The organism is Frankia sp. Mgl5 (genome assembly GCF_023242985.1).
GTDB classification, from domain to species: Bacteria; Actinomycetota; Actinomycetes; order Frankiales; family Frankiaceae; genus Parafrankia; species Parafrankia soli.
Genome location: NZ_JALKFY010000009.1, coordinates 1 through 16,926 on the forward strand (window position 1 = coordinate 1; position 16,926 = coordinate 16,926).

The 16,926-nt window shown below is 72.1% G+C and carries 17 protein-coding genes; 7 read left to right on the forward strand and 10 right to left on the reverse strand.

Annotation, left to right across the window (positions count from 1 at the left end):
* A partial coding sequence (locus MXD62_RS06445) for an HNH endonuclease signature motif containing protein (RefSeq protein ID WP_248828512.1) occupies positions 1-1,080 on the forward strand: 1,080 nt, incomplete at its 5' end.
* On the opposite strand, the gene glgA is transcribed toward MXD62_RS06445, so the two are convergent.
* The 10 genes from glgA to MXD62_RS06495 form a co-directional block, all read right to left on the reverse strand.
* Positions 1,049-2,248 (reverse strand): glycogen synthase, encoded by a 1,200-nt coding sequence (gene glgA / locus MXD62_RS06450; protein ID WP_248828513.1) that lies wholly within the window; start codon positions 2,246-2,248, stop codon positions 1,049-1,051. The two genes, MXD62_RS06445 and glgA, sit on opposite strands and share 32 nt — an antisense overlap.
* A 48-nt stretch (positions 2,249-2,296) precedes the next feature.
* A complete protein-coding gene (gene glgC, locus MXD62_RS06455; protein WP_020459695.1) occupies positions 2,297-3,538 on the reverse strand; it encodes a glucose-1-phosphate adenylyltransferase in 1,242 nt (413 codons plus the stop codon).
* A 255-nt stretch (positions 3,539-3,793) separates the two neighbouring features.
* A complete protein-coding gene (locus tag MXD62_RS06460; protein ID WP_248828514.1) occupies positions 3,794-4,195 on the reverse strand; it encodes a metal-sulfur cluster assembly factor in 402 nt (133 codons plus the stop codon).
* A gap of 2 nt (positions 4,196-4,197) precedes the next feature.
* A complete protein-coding gene (gene sufU / locus MXD62_RS06465; protein WP_018503333.1) occupies positions 4,198-4,665 on the reverse strand; it encodes a Fe-S cluster assembly sulfur transfer protein SufU in 468 nt (155 codons plus the stop codon).
* A complete protein-coding gene (locus tag MXD62_RS06470; RefSeq protein ID WP_248828515.1) occupies positions 4,662-5,987 on the reverse strand; it encodes a cysteine desulfurase in 1,326 nt (441 codons plus the stop codon). Before MXD62_RS06470 ends, sufU begins: the two co-directional genes overlap by 4 nt.
* On the reverse strand, positions 5,984-6,760 hold the full coding sequence (gene sufC / locus MXD62_RS06475) for a Fe-S cluster assembly ATPase SufC (RefSeq protein WP_248828516.1): 777 nt from the start codon (positions 6,758-6,760) through the stop codon (positions 5,984-5,986). Before sufC ends, MXD62_RS06470 begins: the two co-directional genes overlap by 4 nt.
* 8 nt (positions 6,761-6,768) lie before the next feature.
* A complete protein-coding gene (locus MXD62_RS06480) occupies positions 6,769-7,113 on the reverse strand; it encodes a non-heme iron oxygenase ferredoxin subunit (protein ID WP_248828517.1) in 345 nt (114 codons plus the stop codon).
* Positions 7,110-8,255, reverse strand: coding sequence for a Fe-S cluster assembly protein SufD (gene sufD, locus MXD62_RS06485; protein ID WP_248828518.1), 1,146 nt, complete (start codon positions 8,253-8,255; stop codon positions 7,110-7,112). Before sufD ends, MXD62_RS06480 begins: the two co-directional genes overlap by 4 nt.
* Positions 8,255-9,667, reverse strand: a complete 1,413-nt coding sequence (gene sufB, locus MXD62_RS06490; protein WP_248828519.1) for a Fe-S cluster assembly protein SufB — start codon at positions 9,665-9,667, stop codon at positions 8,255-8,257. The genes sufD and sufB overlap by 1 nt, the downstream gene beginning before the upstream one ends.
* A complete protein-coding gene (locus tag MXD62_RS06495; protein WP_248828520.1) occupies positions 9,664-10,443 on the reverse strand; it encodes a metalloregulator ArsR/SmtB family transcription factor in 780 nt (259 codons plus the stop codon). The genes sufB and MXD62_RS06495 overlap by 4 nt, the downstream gene beginning before the upstream one ends.
* A 346-nt stretch (positions 10,444-10,789) precedes the next feature.
* Here MXD62_RS06495 and MXD62_RS06500 point away from each other — a divergent pair, with 346 nt between their 5' ends.
* From MXD62_RS06500 to MXD62_RS06525, 6 genes are all read left to right on the forward strand, one after another.
* A complete protein-coding gene (locus tag MXD62_RS06500; RefSeq protein ID WP_248828521.1) occupies positions 10,790-11,566 on the forward strand; it encodes a hypothetical protein in 777 nt (258 codons plus the stop codon).
* A gap of 52 nt (positions 11,567-11,618) precedes the next feature.
* The gene (gene glpK / locus MXD62_RS06505) at positions 11,619-13,112 is read left to right on the forward strand and encodes a glycerol kinase GlpK (protein WP_248828522.1); all 1,494 of its coding nucleotides are present in this window, start codon (positions 11,619-11,621) and stop codon (positions 13,110-13,112) included.
* Between the two features lie 195 nt (positions 13,113-13,307).
* Positions 13,308-13,847 (forward strand): transcriptional regulator, encoded by a 540-nt coding sequence (locus tag MXD62_RS06510; protein WP_020459684.1) that lies wholly within the window; start codon positions 13,308-13,310, stop codon positions 13,845-13,847.
* Positions 13,848-13,901: 54 nt separating this feature from the next.
* Entirely contained in the window at positions 13,902-15,068 is a 1,167-nt protein-coding gene (locus tag MXD62_RS06515; protein WP_248828523.1) for an ABC transporter ATP-binding protein, read from the forward strand.
* Positions 15,065-15,853 (forward strand): ABC transporter permease, encoded by a 789-nt coding sequence (locus tag MXD62_RS06520; protein WP_248828524.1) that lies wholly within the window; start codon positions 15,065-15,067, stop codon positions 15,851-15,853. Before MXD62_RS06515 ends, MXD62_RS06520 begins: the two co-directional genes overlap by 4 nt.
* Positions 15,854-15,939: 86 nt before the next feature.
* Positions 15,940-16,926: a COX15/CtaA family protein gene (locus tag MXD62_RS06525; protein WP_248828525.1), complete on the forward strand. Its 987-nt coding sequence runs from the start codon at positions 15,940-15,942 to the stop codon at positions 16,924-16,926.

Sequence of the window (16,926 nt, forward strand, 5' to 3'; positions counted from 1 at the left end):
CTCGAACAACTCCCCACAGTGCGGGCGGCGTTCGCCGACGGAACGATCTCCTACTCGAAGGTCCGGGCGATCACCCGGATCGCCGACCCCACCACCGAGCTGCTCTGGCTCGAGCACGCCCTGCACTGCACCGCGAGCCAGCTGGAACGCCTCGCTCGCACCCTCCGCCAGGCCACCGCCGACCCGGCCGACCGCGCCAGGGCACAGGCCGCCCGGCGGGTCTCCTGCCACACCGACGACAACGGCATGCTGCACCTGACCGCGGTCCTCGCCCCCGAAGAGGGCGCCCAGCTCGTCGCGGCGCTCGACGCGGCTCGCGCCAGCCTCGACGACACCGGCGCCGACCAGCCGCCTCCCGACGGGGAGGTCACGGCCGTGCCGCGGGACCGGCGGCGCGACGCCGACGCGCTGGTCGCTCTCGCCGAGGGCTTCCTCCAGCGGTCAGCTCCCGGTCTGGTCTCACCCACCCACACGATTACTGTGCACGTCGACGCGGCGACCCTGCTGGACGCCGCACAGCCACCGCGGCCCGGCCCGGGGTCGCGCGCGGAGATCTCACCCGGAATCGGTCTGTCCCGCGCCGTCCTACGCCGGCTCGGTTGCGACGGGCTGATCCGCACCCTGGTCACCGACGCCCACGGCGACCCACTGCGGCTGGGCCGGCGCCGCCGGCTGCCGAGCCGACGGCTCCGTGACGCGGTCCACGCCCGGGACAGGGGCACCTGCCAGTACCCGGGATGCGCGCACACCCGGTGGCTGCACATCCACCACCTCGTTCCGTGGGTCGAGGGCGGCGGCACCGACATCGACGGTCTGGCCCTCGTCTGCGGTGAGCACCACCGCACCCTTCATGACGAGGGCATCGAGCTCCGCAGAACCCCCGCCGGGCGGATCGTCGCCCTGCTCCCCGACGGCCGCACGCTCGACCCGGCGCCGCCCGTCGACCCGGGGATCCGACCCGCCGCGGTCCTCGCCGAGGCCACCCGACACGTGCCTCTGGACGCGATCGTTACCCGGGACGGCGGCCCGTTCCACCTCGAGGACTCAGTCAGCGCCTTCCTGCGAGATCAGGCCGCATGACCTTCTCGTAGAGGTCGGCGGTGCGCTCGGCCACGGCGGGCCACCCGAACTCGGCGACAGCGCGGTCTCGCCCCGCGCGGCCCATCGCGGCGGCACGCCCGGGGTCAGCGAGCACCTCGTTGATCGCGGCTGCCAGTGCCACGGGGTCGTCCGGTGGCACGAGCAGGCCCGTCTCGCCGGACGCGACGACCTCGGGGATGCCGCCGACCCGGGAGGCGACCACGGCCGTACCGCAGGCCATCGCCTCCAGGTTGACGATGCCCAGCGGCTCGTAGACGGACGGGCAGACGAACACCGTCGCGTGCGACAGGATCTGGATCACCTCGGGCTTGGCGAGCATGCCGGACAGCCAGACCACGCCGTCGCGGCTGGCACGCAGGCCGTCCACCAGCCCGGTGACCTCGGCGAGCTGCTCGGGGGTGTCCGGAGCGCCGGCGCAGAGCACGAGCTGCGCGGACGGGTCGAGCCGGGCCGCGGCCCGCAGCAGCACGGGCAGCCCCTTCTGCCGGGTTATGCGCCCGACGAAGACCACCGACGGGCGATCAGGGTCCACGCCGTACCGCTCGAGGACGTCGGTGCGGTCGTCCGGGGTGTACTCGTCGGTGTCGATGCCGTTGCGGATGACGTGCACGCGCCCGGGGTCGACCTCGGGGTAGGCGTCGAGGATGTCGGCGCGCATGCCCTCGCTGACCGCCACCACGGCCGCCGCGGCGGAGATCGCCACCCGCTCGCACCACGACGACAGCCGGTAGCCCCCGCCGAGCTGCTCGGCCTTCCACGGTCGGCGCGGCTCGAGCGAGTGCGCGGTCATCACGTGCGGGATGCCCTGCACGAGGGACGTCAGATGCCCGGCGAGGTTGGTGTACCAGGTGTGGGAGTGCACGACGTCAGCACCGCCGGCACGGTTCACCGCCGCCGCCATCGACAGGTCCATCGAGGCGATCCGCAGGGCGTCGTTCGCCCCGTCGAGCGCCGGCCAGGGCCGGTGCGCCTCGACCACGGCCGTGCCGGCGGTGTCGGCGGTGTCGAGCGACGGGCGCGGGTCGCCTTCGCAGTGCACGGTCAGGTCGACCAGGCGCGCCAGCTCCCGCGCGAGGTACTCGACATGCACCCCGGCGCCGCCGTAGACATCCGGCGGGTACTCACGTGTGAACAGCGCGACCCGCATCCGTTCCTCGGCCCTTCGCTCGGTTCCGCCCTGGTCCGCTGGAGCGGATCAGTCCGCTATCGTGACGCCCTTGCCGACCACGGTGACGCCGGCCTCGCTGACCTGGTAGCCGCGGGCGCGGTCGTGCTCCTTGTCCACCCCGACGGTCGCGCCCGGGGGGACGACCACGTTCTTGTCGAGGATGGCGTCACGGACCACGGCGCGCCGTCCGATGACGGAGTTGTCCATCACGACGGCGTTCTCGACGACCGACCACGAGTTCACCCGGACGCCCGGGGACAGCACGGAGCGGCGCACCGCGCCACCAGAGATGATCACACCGTTGCTGACGATGCTGTCGGTGGCGACGCCGACCCGTCCCGGCGTGTCGTGCACGAACTTCGCCGGGGGGACGGACGGCGGGACGTTGGTGTAGATCGGCCAGTCCCGGTTGTAGAGGTTGAAGACCGGGTCGAGCGCGCACAGGTCCATGTGCGCGTCGAAGTAGGAGTCCAGGGTGCCGACGTCCCGCCAGTAGCCGTGGTCGCGCTCGAGCGCCCCGGGCACCTGGTTGGCGGCGAAGTCGTAGACGGCGGCCGTGCCCTGCTCGACCAGCATCGGGACGATGCTGCCGCCCATGTCGTGGACGCTCTCCGGGTCGGCGGCGTCGGCGCGCAGGGCGTCGATGAGCACGTCGGTGGTGAACACGTAGTTGCCCATCGACGCGAAGATCTCGTCGGGGCTGCCCGGCAGTCCCGGGGGGTCGGCCGGCTTCTCCAGGAACTCCGCGATGGTGACCCCGTCATCCGCGGTGCGGATCACCCCGAACGCGCTGCCCTCCGACCGGGGGACGCGCAGCCCCGCCACCGTGACCCCGGCACCGGTCTCCAGATGCTGGGCGACCATCTGGCGCGGGTCCATCCGGTAGACGTGGTCGGCGCCGAAGACCACGACCACGTCGGGGGCCTCGTCGTGGACGAGGTTGAGGGACTGGTGGATGGCGTCCGCGCTGCCGGCGAACCACTGCGGGCCGAGGCGTTGCTGGGCCGGCACCGGCGTCACGTAGTTGCCGAGCAGGTTGCTCATCCGCCAGGTGGTCGTGATGTGCCGGTCCAGGCTGTGGCTCTTGTACTGGGTCAGCACGGCGATCCGCAGGTAGCCGCCGTTGACCAGGTTCGACAGGACGAAGTCGACCAGGCGGTAGATCCCGCCGAACGGCACCGCGGGTTTCGCGCGGTCGGCGGTCAGCGGAGCCAGGCGCTTTCCCGCGCCACCCGCCAAGACAAGACCCAGCACCCGCGGGCTGCGCATACTTCGGCCCGGCTCCCCGTGATCGACCCGAATCCGGGACGGATCCGCCCCGGCACGGACCGGACGACCACACCCGGACATGTGCCCAGGCCGTGTGCATTCCGGTCATCTCGGAGCCTACAAGGGACCACTGGGGTCAGTGGCTGCACGTCAAAGAGTTAGCCACGAGGTAAGAAAACGGTCAGGTCACGCTACGACGCTACGGCGACCCAGGGTGCCGCCCCGGGCCGCCGCTCCGTACTAATCAGGTACAGATCAGACGTTGAACCCGAGAGCGCGCAGCTGCTCCCGACCCTCGTCTGTGATCTTGTCCGGGCCCCACGGCGGCATCCAGACCCAGTTGATCGTGACGTCGTTGACCAGGTTGTCCGGCCCGTCGACGAGTGCCGAGCGGGTCTGGTCCTCGATGACGTCGGTCAGCGGGCAGGCCGCCGAGGTCAGCGTCATGTCGAGGGTGACCGTGTTGTCGTCGGCGATGTTGATGCCGTACACCAGGCCGAGATCGACGACGTTGATCCCGAGCTCGGGGTCGACGACGTCGCGCATGGCCTCCTCGACGTCGTCGAACGATGCCTTCTCCACGACGACAGCCCTCTCCCTGACGGCGGTATCGCCAGTGTCGGCAGCGTCGACGGCGGCGGTGGCGGTCTCGCTCATGGTCACTTCTCCTGCTCCGGGACGACGGCGGTGGCCTGCTCGGTGGCCTGCGCGGTGGCGTCCTTCCAGGCCATCCAGGACAGCAGTGCGCACTTCACCCGGGCCGGGTACTTGGAGACGCCCGCGAACGCGACCGCGTCCTCGAGCACCTCCTCGTCGCCCTCCTGGGTGCCGCGGGACTGCATCAGCGCCAGGAACTCGCGTTCGAGCTCGAGCGCGTCCGCCACCGACTTCCCGATCACCAGGTCGGCCATCACGCTGGCCGAGGCCTGACTGATCGAGCAGCCCTCGCTCTCGTAGGACACGTCCGCGACGACACCGTCGGCGACCTTGACCCGCAGGGTCACCTCGTCGCCGCAGGTCGGGTTGACGTGGTGCACCTCGGCGTCGAACGGGTCACGCAGGCCGCGGTGATGCGGGTTGCGATAGTGGTCCAGGATGATCTCCTGGTACATGGAGTCGAGCTTCACCTCAGGAAGAACCTCCTGACCTGCCCGAGACCTTCCACCAACGCGTCGACGTCGGCGGTGTTCGTGTACAGGTGGAACGAGGCCCGGGTGGTCGCCGGCACGCCGTAGCGCAGGCAGACCGGGCGGGCGCAGTGGTGGCCGACCCGCACCGCGACGCCCTGCTCGTCCAGGATCTGGCCGACGTCGTGCGGGTGCAGTGGGCGGTCCTCGGAGTCGCGCAGGGCGAACGAGATCGCCCCGCCGCGGCCCTCGGCGGTCGGCGGTCCGATGATCCGCAGGCCCGGGACGCCCGCGAGCGCGTCGAGCGCGTACGCGGTGATCTCGTGCTCGTGCGCGGCGACCGCGTCCATGCCGAGGCCGGTCAGGTAGTCCACCGCGGCACCGAGGCCGATCGCCTGGGCGATCATCGGGGTGCCCGCCTCGAAGCGGTGCGGCGCAGCGGCGTAGGTCGAGGCCTCCATGGTGACGACCTCGATCATCTCGCCACCACCGAGGAACGGAGGCATCACCTCGAGCAGCTCGCGCCGCCCCCACAGCACGCCGATGCCGGTGGGCCCGCACATCTTGTGCCCGGTGAAGGCGAGGAAGTCCACCCCGAGGTCGACGACGTCGATCGGCATGTGCGGCACCGACTGGGAGCCGTCGAGCACGGTGAGCGCCCCGACCTCACGAGCCCGGGCGACGATCGTCGCGACCGGGTTGACCGTGCCGAGGATGTTCGACTGGTGCACGAAGGAGACGATCTTCGCCCGGTCGGTGATGACCTCGTCGAGGTGCGCCAGGTCGAGCCGGCCGTCCTCGGTGAGACCGATCCAGCGCAGGGTGGCGCCGGTGCGCGCGCACAGCATCTGCCAGGGCACCAGGTTGGAGTGGTGTTCCATCTCGGTGATGACGACCTCGTCGCCCGGCCCGAGCCGGAACCGCTCCGCCTCGGGGCCACCGGTGACGGCGTTGCTCATCGCGTAGGCGACGAGGTTCAGCGCCTCCGAGGAGTTCTTCGTGAACACGATCTCGCGCCGGTCGGTCGCGCCGACGAACGCCGCGATCTTGTCCCGGGACTCCTCGTAGAGGGCGGTGGCCTCCTCGGCGAGCACGTGGATGCCGCGGTGCACGTTGGCGTTGTGCCGCTCGTAGTAGGTCCGCTCGGCGTCGAGGACGACCAGCGGCTTCTGCGACGTCGCGGCGCTGTCGAGGTAGACCAGCGGCAGGCCGTCGTGCACCGTGCGGGCGAGGATCGGGAAGTCGCGACGGACCCGCTCGACGTCGAACCCGGCGCCGGCGGGCGTGACGGCCCCCACCTCACGGGATTCGATGACCGTCATGAGGCAGCCGCCGCCTCGGTGCCCTTGACGTACCGGTCGTAGCCGGAGTCCTCCAGGGTCGCCGCGAGCTCGGGACCGCCCTCGTCCACGATCCGCCCGCCCGCCATGACGTGCACGAACTCGGGCTTCACGTAGCGCAGGATGCGGGTGTAGTGGGTGATGAGCAGGATGCCCGTCTCCCCCTTGGCCCGTACCGCCTCGATGCCGGCGGAGACGATGCGCAGCGCGTCGACGTCCAGGCCGGAGTCGGTCTCGTCGAGAATCGCGACCTTCGGCGCGAGCAGCGTCATCTGCAGGATCTCGTGGCGCTTCTTCTCACCGCCGGAGAAGCCCTCGTTGACGCTGCGCTCGGCGAACGCCGGGTCCATCTCCAGCCCGGCCATCGCCTGCTTGACCTCCTTGACCCAGGTGCGCAGCTTCGGCGCCTCGCCGCGCACCGCCGTCGCCGACGAGCGCAGGAAGTTCGACACCGAGACGCCGGGCACCTCGACCGGGTACTGCATCGCCAGGAAGATCCCGGCCCGCGCGCGGGCGTCCACGGACATGGCGAGGACGTCCTCGCCGTCGAGGGTGACGGTGCCCTCGGTGACCGTGTACTTGGGGTGGCCGGCGATGGAGTAGGAGAGCGTGGACTTGCCGGAGCCGTTCGGCCCCATGATCGCGTGGGTCTCGCCCTTGCGGACGGTGAGGTCGACCCCGCGCAGGATCTCGCGCGGGCCCTCGGTGTCGGTGTCCACCGACACGTGCAAGTTGCGGATCTCGAGAACAGACACCGCGGTCGTCACCCTCGCTTCGGGTTCGTGTGAAGGTCGACGAGGATGTCGTCGCCGTCGATGGTCACTGGGTAGGTGGGCACCGGGTCGATGGCCGGCAGGCTCGTCGGCTCGCCGGTGGCGAGGTCGAACTGGGAGCCGTGCAGCCAGCACTCGATGAGGCCGTTCTCTACTTCGCCCTCGGAGAGCTGCACGTCGGCGTGCGAGCACTCGTCGCGCACCGCGTACAGCCGGCCGCCGGAGCGGACGACGCAGATCGGCTCGCCGTCGATCTCGACGCCGAGCGCGGCCTCGTCGCCGAGGTCGGCGGCGGCGCAGGCGCGCCGCCAGTGCGTGTCGGTCGTGCTGGTCATACGCCCACCGCCGCGAGCTCCTCCTCGACCCGGCTCATGACGCGCTCGCGCAGCTCGGGGAGGTCGATCCGGTCGACGATCTCGGCGAAGAAACCGCGGACCACCAGGCGACGGGCCTCGTCGGCGGGGATGCCGCGCGACATCAGGTAGAACAGCGCCTCGTCGTCGAAGCGGCCGGTCGCGCTGGCGTGGCCGGCGCCGACGACCTCCCCGGTGAGGATCTCCAGGTTGGGCACCGAGTCGGCGCGCGCGCCGTCGGTGAGCACCAGGTTGCGGTTCAGCTCGTAGGTGTCGGTGCCGATGGCGTCGGCACCGATCACGACGTCGCCGATCCACACCGCGTGCGCGCCCTCGCCCTGCAGCGCGCCCTTGTAGGTGACCCGGCTGCGGCAGGACCGCGCCTCGTGGGTGACCAGCAGGCGGTGCTCCTGGTGCTGGCCCGCCTCGGTGAAGAACAGGCCGTAGAGCTCTGCGTCACCACCGGGGCCGCGGTAGTCCACGGTCGGGTTCAGCCGGACGAGGTCGCCGCCGAGGGTGATGGTGAACGAGCGAAGCCGCGCGTCGCGGCCCACCGAGTAGGCGTGCGCACCCAGGTGGACGGAGTCTTCCGCCCAGTCCTGGACGGTGACGAACGTCAGCGCCGCGCCGTGGCCGATGAACACCTCGACGTTGCCGGCGAAGGTGGCGCTGCCGGTGTGGTCGAGGACGACCGTGGCCGTGGCGAACGGGCCGAGCTCGACGAGCACGTGCTCGTAGCAGACGCCGCCGTCGCCCCGCAGGTTCACGACCACCGGTTCGGTGAGCGCGGCCTCGGCCGGGATGGTGACGGACAGGCCGCCGTCCGAACGGGCCATGGCGAACGCCGCCGGGCGGTCCGCCGGGGTGAGCACCCGGCCGATCCGGGAGTCCGTCGGCGCGAGCCGCTCGATCTCGACGCCGGCCGGCGCCGAGACCGAAGCGTCGATCTTGGACTCGGCCGCCGGGCCGTTCAGCAGGCCGCGCAGGCGGCGCAGCGGGGTGAACCGCCACGCCTCCTCGCGACCGCCGGGTACTGCGTGGTCCTCGGGGTCACGGGACCGAACGGGACGCGGAGCCGCGCCGGCCTGGGCCGGGGGGCGTCCCGTGGCATCAATGACGGCCATCAGCCGACTGCGCCTTCCATCTGGAGCTCGATGAGCCGGTTGAGTTCGAGGGCGTACTCCATGGGCAGCTCGCGGGCGACCGGCTCGATGAAGCCGCGCACCACCATGGCCATCGCCTCGTCCTCGGACAGACCTCGGCTCATCAGGTAGAAGAGCTGGTCCTCGCCGACCTTGGAGACGCTGGCCTCGTGCCCGATGGAGGCGTCGTCCTCGCGGACGTCGACATAGGGGTAGGTGTCGGAGCGGCTGACCGCGTCGACCAGCAGCGCGTCACACTTCACCGTCGACCGCGAGGCGTGCGAGCCCTCGTTGATCTGGACCAGGCCACGGTACGAGGTCCGGCCGCCGCCGCGGGCCACCGACTTCGAGACGATCTTGGACGAGGTGCGTGGCGCCGCGTGCACCATCTTGGCGCCGGCGTCCTGGTGCTGGCCCTCACCTGCGAAGGCGATCGAGAGGACCTCGCCGTGGGCCTGCTCGCCGAGCAGCCACACCGCCGGGTACTTCATCGTCACCTTGGAGCCGATGTTGCCGTCGATCCACTCCATGGTGGCGCCCTCGTGGCAGGCGGCCCGCTTCGTGACCAGGTTGTAGACGTTGTTCGACCAGTTCTGGATGGTCGTGTACCGGCAGCGGGCGTTCTTCTTCACGACGATCTCGACGACCGCGGAGTGCAGCGAGTCCGACGAGTAGACCGGCGCGGTGCAGCCCTCGACGTAGTGGACGTAGGCGCCCTCGTCCACGATGATCAGGGTGCGCTCGAACTGGCCCATGTTCTCGGTGTTGATCCGGAAGTAGGCCTGCAGCGGGATCTCGACCTGCACGCCCGGCGGGACGTAGATGAACGAGCCACCCGACCACACCGAGGTGTTCAGCGCGGCGAACTTGTTGTCGCCGACCGGGATCACCGAGCCGAAGTACTCCTGGAAGATCTCCGGGTGCTCGCGCAGCCCCGAGTCGGTGTCCAGGAAGATGACACCCTGCTCCTCAAGATCCTCGCGGATCTTGTGGTAGACGACCTCGGACTCGTACTGGGCCGCGACGCCGGAGATCAGCCGCTGCTTCTCCGCCTCCGGGATGCCGAGCCGGTCGTAGGTGGCCCGGATCTCCTCCGGCAGGTCCGCCCACTCCTCGGCCTGCTTCTCCGTCGACCTGACGAAGTACTTGATGTTGTCGAAGTGGATGCCGGACAGGTCCGCGCCCCAGGTCGGCATGGGCTTGCGCTCGAAGAGCTTCAGGCCCTTCAGCCGCAGGTCGGTCATCCAGGACGGCTCGTTCTTCTTCGCCGAGATGCTACGTACGACCGCCTCGGAGAGGCCACGTTCCACGTCGACGGCATAGGCGTCCGCATCCGCCCAGCCGAACCGGTAGGAGCCAAGGCCCTCAAGGGCGGTCTCGGCAGAGGTGGTCATAGAGAACCTTCCGGAAAGGTGGATGGTTGTGATGTCTGCCCGGACGGGGTCCTGTCGGGCGCCGCGCCCGCTGGCCCGGAGGCCCCCGACGGCGAGAGCACCGTGATCGACTCCACCGGGATCACCGGTATGTGTGTGGTGCAGACGCCGTCGCCGTGGGCGATCGTGGCCAGGCGCTGCACGTGCGTGTCGAGGAGCCGCGCCAACATCGCCGTCTCGGCCTCGCACAGCGCGGGGAAGCGCTCGGCCACGTGCTGCACCGGGCAGTGATGCTGGCAGATCTGGGTACCGCTGGGCAGCTCGGAGACGCTGGCCGTGTATCCGGCCTGGGTCATGGCCGCGGCGATCGCCTCCGGGCGCTCCGCCGGCGGGACGGCGACGACCTCGTCGCGGATCCGCCGTTCCAGATCGACCCCGCGGGTCCGGGCGAACTCGGCCACCGCGTCGGGGCCGCAGGCGTCCGCGAGGAACAGCAGCGCGCCGGCGGCCAGGTCGGAGTAGGCCGTGGGGCCGGCCTGGTGCCCGGCCTCGGTGAGGGTGTAGCGCCGGGCCGGCCGGCCCCGCCCGCGCCGGCCGTGGACCACGGTCGATGTGGTCGTTATGGTGCCGTCCGAGGTCATGGCGTCGAGATGCCGGCGGACGGCCGCGGGCGACAGCCCGAGCTCGTGCGAGAGGTCCGCGGCCGTCGACGGGCCGCGTTCGAGCAGGAGCCGCACGAGGCGATCCCGGGTGCGACCGTCGGTCACACCCGTGGACACCTCCTGCTCGCTTTTCACAACACCAGTGTGCCCTATTTCCAGGACCCGGTCGAACCGAGGCGGCCGTCGCCCACCTGACGGGCCCGTGATCTCCTTCATAGGGTCGGGTCACCGACAGAAGTCGGGTCTGCCAGGTCACATGCGACCGTTTCGGACATACCCGATCGGACCCCTCCCGCAGGCGGATGGGACACTTCGCCCGGCGCGCGCGGACCATCACCCGGGCGCGGCTGCGGGCTCCTGTCTGCCCTGACCGGAGCGGTCCGGGCAGCACGGCCGGAGCCTGCGCGGACCTCACCATGGTCCCCACCGGACATCCCGGCGACCGGAGACGGCCCGGGGCGGCACGGGAGGCGACGGAGAGATGCGGACGGTTCGCGGCGGCACCGCACATCCCGGCGGGATCCTCGATCCGGGCACCACCATCGATCCGCGCGGCGCCGCGCACCCGACGGCCGCACGCCGGCCGGCGCGGCGGGTCGCGGCCCTGCTGCTGGCCGGCGCCGTGCTGGCGCTCGCCGCCTGCACCGGCGGCTCCGACACGAACGGCCTGGAGGACGCCTCGCCGGCCGAGATCGGCACGAGGTCGGTGGAGGCGCTGCGCACGGCGCAGAGCGTGCGCGTCGTCGGGACGGTCCAGGACCCGTCGACGGACGGGACGACCAACTACGACCTGGTGATGTCCGGGTCGTCGTCCCGGGGCACCGTCACCTCCGACTCGATCGTCACCGAGGTCGTGAAGATCGCGGACGACACCTACGCCCGCGGCAGCAAGGAGTACTACGAGTCGATCGGCGAGGGTGCCGCCGCCGAGCTGCTCGCCGACCGCTGGGTCCGGCTCTCCGACGACGCCGCGGGCCAGTACCGCTACTTCACCATCGACGGCTTCGCCCTCTCGATCGGCGAGTACGTGTCCGCGCTGGACGGCGACGTGAGCACCGAGAAGATCGACGGCAAGCCGGCCGTCGAGGTGGGTAGCAAGGTCGGGACGCGCCTGTGGGCCGCCAACTCCGGCGACGCCGTGCCGCTGCGCCTGGAGCTGCTGGGCGGCGACGAGGGCAAGATGGAGTTCTCCGAGTACGGATCGAAGGTCGCGATCGCCGCACCGGCCAACGCCGTCGACCTCGCCTCGCTGGCCTGACGGCTCTGCTGGCCTGACGGAGGCGGGCGGCCCACGTAGGGGGGACCCGACGATGCTGGTAGCCGCCGTCGATCAGGGCACGACAGGGACCACGGTCTGCCTGCTCGACGAGGAGGCCACGGTCGTCGGCCGCGGCTACCGCGCGGTCGGCACGTCCTTCCCCCGCCCGGGCTGGGTGGAGCAGGACCCGGCGGAGCTGCTGCGCGGCGTCGTCGACACCGTCGCCGCCGCACTCACCGACGCAGGGCGGGCCCCGTCCGACCTGGGAGCGGTGGGGATCACCAACCAGCGCGAGACCACGGTGCTCTGGGAACGCCGCACCGGACGTCCACTGCACCCCGCCGTGGTCTGGCAGGACCGGCGCACGGCGGACGTCTGCGAACGGCTGGCCGCGGCCGGCCACGGGCCGCGGGTCCAGGAGCGCACCGGTCTGGTGCTCGACCCCTATTTCTCCGGGACGAAGGCCGCCTGGGTGCTCGACCACGTCGACGGGGCCCGCCGGGCGGCCGCGGCCGGCGGGATCGCGTTCGGCACCGTCGACTCCTGGCTCGTCTGGGGCCTGACCGGCGGGCGGGCGCACATCACCGACGTCACCAACGCCTCCCGCACCATGCTGTTCGACCTGGCGGACGGCGCCTGGTCGGCCGAGATGTGCGACCTGCTGGACGTCCCGGCCGAGCTGCTCGCCGAGGTGGTGCCGAGCTCCCGGGTGTACGCCGAGACCGACCCGGAGGTGTTCCTCGGGGTCCGGGTGCCGATCGCCGCGGTCGTCGGCGACCAGCAGGCCGCCCTGTTCGCGCAGGCGTGCTTCGAGCCCGGCCAGGCCAAGAACACCTACGGCACCGGCTCGTTCGTCCTGGTCAACACCGGGGCGACGCTCCCGGCGCCGCAGTCGTCGCTGCTGCGCACTGTCGCGTTCGGGCTCGACGGCGAGCCGCTCACCTACGCGCTGGAGGGGGCGATCCTCTCCACCGGCTCCGCGGTGCAGTGGCTGCGTGACGGGCTGGGCGTCATCTCCGACGCCGAGCAGACCGCGGCGCTGGCCGCCTCGCTGGACGGCAACGACGGGGTGTACTTCGTCCCCGCGCTCGCCGGGCTCGGCGCGCCGCACTGGGATCCGCGCGCCCGCGGCACGCTGGTCGGCCTCACCCGGGCGACCGGCCGGGCGCACCTGGCCCGCGCGGTGCTCGAGAGCATCGCCTACCGGACCAGGGACGTCGTCGAGGAGATGGCCGCGGGCGCCGGGGTGCGGGTGACCCAGCTGCGGGCGGACGGCGGCGCCGCGCGCAACCCGTGGCTGATGCAGTTCCAGGCCGACATCCTCGGGGTCGAGGTGGACGTCCCGGAGAACATCGAGACCACGGCGCTGGGGTCGGGCTACCTGGCCGGGCTGGCGACCGGTGTCTACGCCGGGCGCGACGAGCTGGACGCCCGGCGACGCACCGCGGCGCGGTACCAGCCGGCCATGGGCGAAGACCAGCGAGCCGAGCTTTACGGGCAGTGGCTGCGCGCCGTCGAGCGCTCACGGGACTGGGATCGCGGCTGACCTGGTTGTTTGTGCGGTTTCCGCGACGAGAAACCGACATGTCCCACATCTGGACAACGATTGAAGCCCACTTAGAGACAACAAAGGCTCGCGGCTGATTGGGAAAACCGCCTGCCGCCGTCCGCGATACCTGCCAACCTGTTCTGCGGGGGCGGTTGGCGTCTCCTGCCGCACCTGACCCCCCGGACGGAGACCGTGACCGACGCGGACTACGCCCTGGAACTCGGCCGCCGCCTCCGGGCGGCCCGCAACCGCCGCGGGCTGTCCCTGCTCGACGTCCAGGAACGCACCGGCGGGCGCTGGACCGCCGGAACCCTCGGTGCCTACGAACGTGGCAGCCGGACCCTGCGGGTGCACCGTCTCGTCGAGCTCGCCGAGCTGTACGACGTCCCCGCGACCCTGCTGGTGCCGCCGCCGGTCGAACGGCGCGAGACCGACGACCTGCCACCGCTGGTGATCGACCTGCGCCGCCTGCGCAAGCTGCCCCCGACCCGGACGGGCCCGCTGCGCCGGTGGATCGCGATCGTGCAGGTGCTGCGCTCCGACAGCTCCCGGGACGTGCTGCGCCTGCGCCGCTCCGACCTCCAGTCGCTGTCCCGGCTGTACAGCACGACGCCCGCCGTCCTCTACGAACGGCTCGGTGCCTGGGGCACGCTGGTCGAGGCCGGCGAACCGGTACCGACCGGCGGCCGGCGCCGGGCGGCCACGGTCCGCCCGACACAACCCCGCCGATAACGCCCGGCGATAACGGCACGGATAACCCCGCGCCGAGTCCGTAGGATCGGCGGCGTGGCGGAGGTCCTGGCAGTCGAGGTGACCGATCTGGTCAAGATCTACCGGCGGTCCGCCGGCGGGAACACCGCACGTCCGCGCTACCTGCGCGCCGGAACGCCCGAGGCCTCCGGAGGCCCCGCGACCATACCAAGATCTTCCCGGGCCCACGGGCGCCGCCAGGCGCACCCGCCCACCGAGACCAAACAGGGTGACGCGCCGCCACCCGGGCGTGCCGGCCGCGGCACACAGACCCGCGGCGCACAGACCATCGAGGGCCAGGTCCTTCCCGGCGGGGAGCGCGCGGCCCAGATCCGGGCGGTCGACGGCCTGTCGCTGAGCGTCTCGGTGGGTTCCGTCACCGCCGTGCTCGGGCCGAACGGCGCCGGCAAGACCACCACGATCGAGATCTGCGAGGGATTCCGGGCGGCCGACAGCGGCGAGGTCCGCGTCCTCGGCCTGGACCCGATCCGCGACGGCGCCGCGCTCCGCCCGCGGGTGGGTGTGATGTTGCAGGCCGGCGGCATGTACCCGGGCGCGCGTGCCGGCGAGATGCTGCGGCTGATCGCCGCACACCATGCCAACCCGCTCGACGCGGGTGTCCTGATGGAACGCCTCGGGCTCGCCGAGGCCGCGGGCGTGCCGTTCCGCCGGCTCTCCGGCGGCCAGCAGCAGCGGCTCTCCCTCGCGATGGCCGTCGTCGGCCGGCCCGAGCTGGTCTTCCTCGACGAGCCGACGGCGGGCCTCGACGTCCAGGGCCGCCGTGACACCTGGGAACTCATCGAGGAGCTGCGGCTGTCCGGCGTCACCGTCGTGCTCACCACCCACGCGATGGACGAGGCCGAGCGCCTCTCCGACCAGGTCGTGATCGTGAACCGGGGCCGGGTCGTCGCCGCCGGGTCGCCGGCCGAGCTGACCCGCGGCGGCGCCGAGGGCCAGCTGCGCTTCCGCGCGCCGGTCGGCCTCGACGTCGAGCGCCTGCTGCTGGCCCTGCCCGACGGCACGACCGGCCGGGAGGGGCCGTCCGGCCACTACCTGGTGCAGGGCACCGTCGACCCCCAACTGCTCGCCGCGGTCACCGCGTGGTGCGCCAGCAACGGCGTGCTCGCCGAGGACCTGCGGGTCGAACAGCGCACCCTGGAGGACGTGTTCGTGGAGCTGACCGGCTCGGAGCTGGCGTCATGAGCGCCGCCGTCCTGGATCTGCGCCCGGCGCCGGGCGCGGCGCCGCGGGCCCGGATGCTGGCCGCGCAGACCCGCCTCGAGCTCACACTCACCCTGCGCCGCGGCGAATCCGTCCTGCTCACCCTGATCATCCCGATCGGCCTGCTCGTCTTCTTCTCCGCCGTGGACGTCCTGCCGACCTCGACGGCCACGCAGAGCTCAGTGGACTTCCTCGTCCCCGGGGTGCTCGCGCTGGCCGTGATGTCCACCGCGTTCACCGGCCAGGCCATCGCGACCGGGTTCGAACGCTCCTACGGGGTGCTCAAGCGGCTGGGCGCGTCCCCGCTCCCCCGCTCGATCCTGCTCGCGGGCAAGACGCTGGCCGTGCTCGCGGTCGAGATCGTCCAGCTCGTCCTGCTGGTCGCCGTCGGCTTCGCCCTCGGCTGGGACCCGGCCGGCTCGGTCGCCGGCGCGGGCTGGGTGATCCTGCTCGTCCTGCTCGGGACGGCCGCCTTCTCCGGCCTGGGCCTGCTGATGGCCGGCACGCTGCGCGCCGAGGCGACGCTCGCCGCCGCGAACGGCGTCTACCTGCTGCTGCTCCTGGTCGGCGGCGTGGTGTTCCCGCTGGAAGAGCTGCCCGGCTGGATGCGGGTCGTCGCCGAGGCGCTGCCCACCGCGGCGCTCTCGGACGGGCTGCGCGCGGTGCTGGCCGACGGCTCCGGGCCCGGGGCCGGCAACCTGCTCGTGCTCGCGTTGTGGTCGGTGGGGGCGCTGGGGCTCGCGGCGCGGCTGTTCCGCTGGGAGTAGCCGCCCGCCGGGAGTAGCCGGCCGGTGGGTCCGGCGCCCCGGTGGTGGCGGCGCGCGCCCCTTGCCACCGACTCGGGCGGATTACTATGACCGCGATGCCAACTTCTACCGATCGTCGGAGCAAGCCCCGCGAGAGCGGCGGCGCCAGCCGGCCGGACACCACCGCCAGCCGGTTGCCGGTGATCGGGCTGCGCGCGTTCCGCCGGCTCACCCTCGCCAGCGTCCTGCTGCTCGCCGCGATCGTGGTGACCGGCGGCGCCGTCCGGCTGACCGGCTCCGGGCTGGGCTGCCCCACCTGGCCGCAGTGCGGCGACGGCTCCTTCACCCCGCATTCGGCGTACGCGCTCAACGGCGCCATCGAGTTCGGCAACCGGGTCGTCAGCATCGTCGTCGGCCTGGTGGTGCTGGCCCTGCCGCTGGCGGCCCGGCGGCTGCGCGAGCCGCGCCGGGACCTGCTGCTGCTCTCCCTCGGCCTGTGGCTCGGCTTCGTCGGCCAGGCGGTGCTCGGCGGGATCACCGTGCTGGTGAAGCTGCACCCGGCCACCGTCGCAGCGCACTTCCTGCTGTCGATGGTCCTGCTGTTCAACGCCGTGGCGCTGCACCGGCGGGCCCGGCAGGCCGCCGGCCCGACCCCGCCGGCGGTCCGCCCGGAGCTGCTCTGGCTCGCCCGGCTGCTGATGACCGTGGCCGGCGGGGTACTCGTCCTCGGCACCGTCGTGACCGGCACCGGCCCGCACAGCGGCGACAGCGAGGACACGAAGCGGTTCGGCTTCGACATCGTCAACGTCGCCCAGCTCCACGCCGACGGCGCGATGATCCTCACCGGCCTCACGATTGCGATGATCTTCGCCGTCCGGCTGACGTCCGCTGCGGCGGAGGCCCGCCGCAGCGCCAACGCGCTCGCGCTGACCGTCGTCGCCCAGGCCGCGATCGGCTTCACCCAGTACTTCGCCGGCATCCCGCCGCTGCTCGTCGCCCTGCACATGGCCGGCGCGACCATCATGTGGATCGTCACCGTCCAGCTCTGGCTGGCCATGAGCGACCGCCCTCCGGCCGCCGAGAACGCCGGTTGA

Excerpts from the sequence above, each read along its gene's own strand:
- glgA (WP_248828513.1), bottom strand. The coding sequence starts at position 2,248 with ATGCGGGTCGCGCTGTTCACACGTGAGTACCCGCCGGATGTCTACGGC.
- glgC (WP_020459695.1), bottom strand. The coding sequence starts at position 3,538 with ATGCGCAGCCCGCGGGTGCTGGGTCTTGTCTTGGCGGGTGGCGCGGGA.
- MXD62_RS06460 (WP_248828514.1), bottom strand. The coding sequence starts at position 4,195 with ATGAGCGAGACCGCCACCGCCGCCGTCGACGCTGCCGACACTGGCGAT.
- MXD62_RS06470 (WP_248828515.1), bottom strand. The coding sequence starts at position 5,987 with ATGACGGTCATCGAATCCCGTGAGGTGGGGGCCGTCACGCCCGCCGGC.
- MXD62_RS06480 (WP_248828517.1), bottom strand. The coding sequence starts at position 7,113 with ATGACCAGCACGACCGACACGCACTGGCGGCGCGCCTGCGCCGCCGCC.
- sufD (WP_248828518.1), bottom strand. The coding sequence starts at position 8,255 with ATGGCCGTCATTGATGCCACGGGACGCCCCCCGGCCCAGGCCGGCGCG.
- sufB (WP_248828519.1), bottom strand. The coding sequence starts at position 9,667 with ATGACCACCTCTGCCGAGACCGCCCTTGAGGGCCTTGGCTCCTACCGG.
- MXD62_RS06500 (WP_248828521.1), top strand. The coding sequence starts at position 10,790 with ATGCGGACGGTTCGCGGCGGCACCGCACATCCCGGCGGGATCCTCGAT.
- glpK (WP_248828522.1), top strand. The coding sequence starts at position 11,619 with ATGCTGGTAGCCGCCGTCGATCAGGGCACGACAGGGACCACGGTCTGC.
- MXD62_RS06520 (WP_248828524.1), top strand. The coding sequence starts at position 15,065 with ATGAGCGCCGCCGTCCTGGATCTGCGCCCGGCGCCGGGCGCGGCGCCG.
- MXD62_RS06525 (WP_248828525.1), top strand. The coding sequence starts at position 15,940 with ATGACCGCGATGCCAACTTCTACCGATCGTCGGAGCAAGCCCCGCGAG.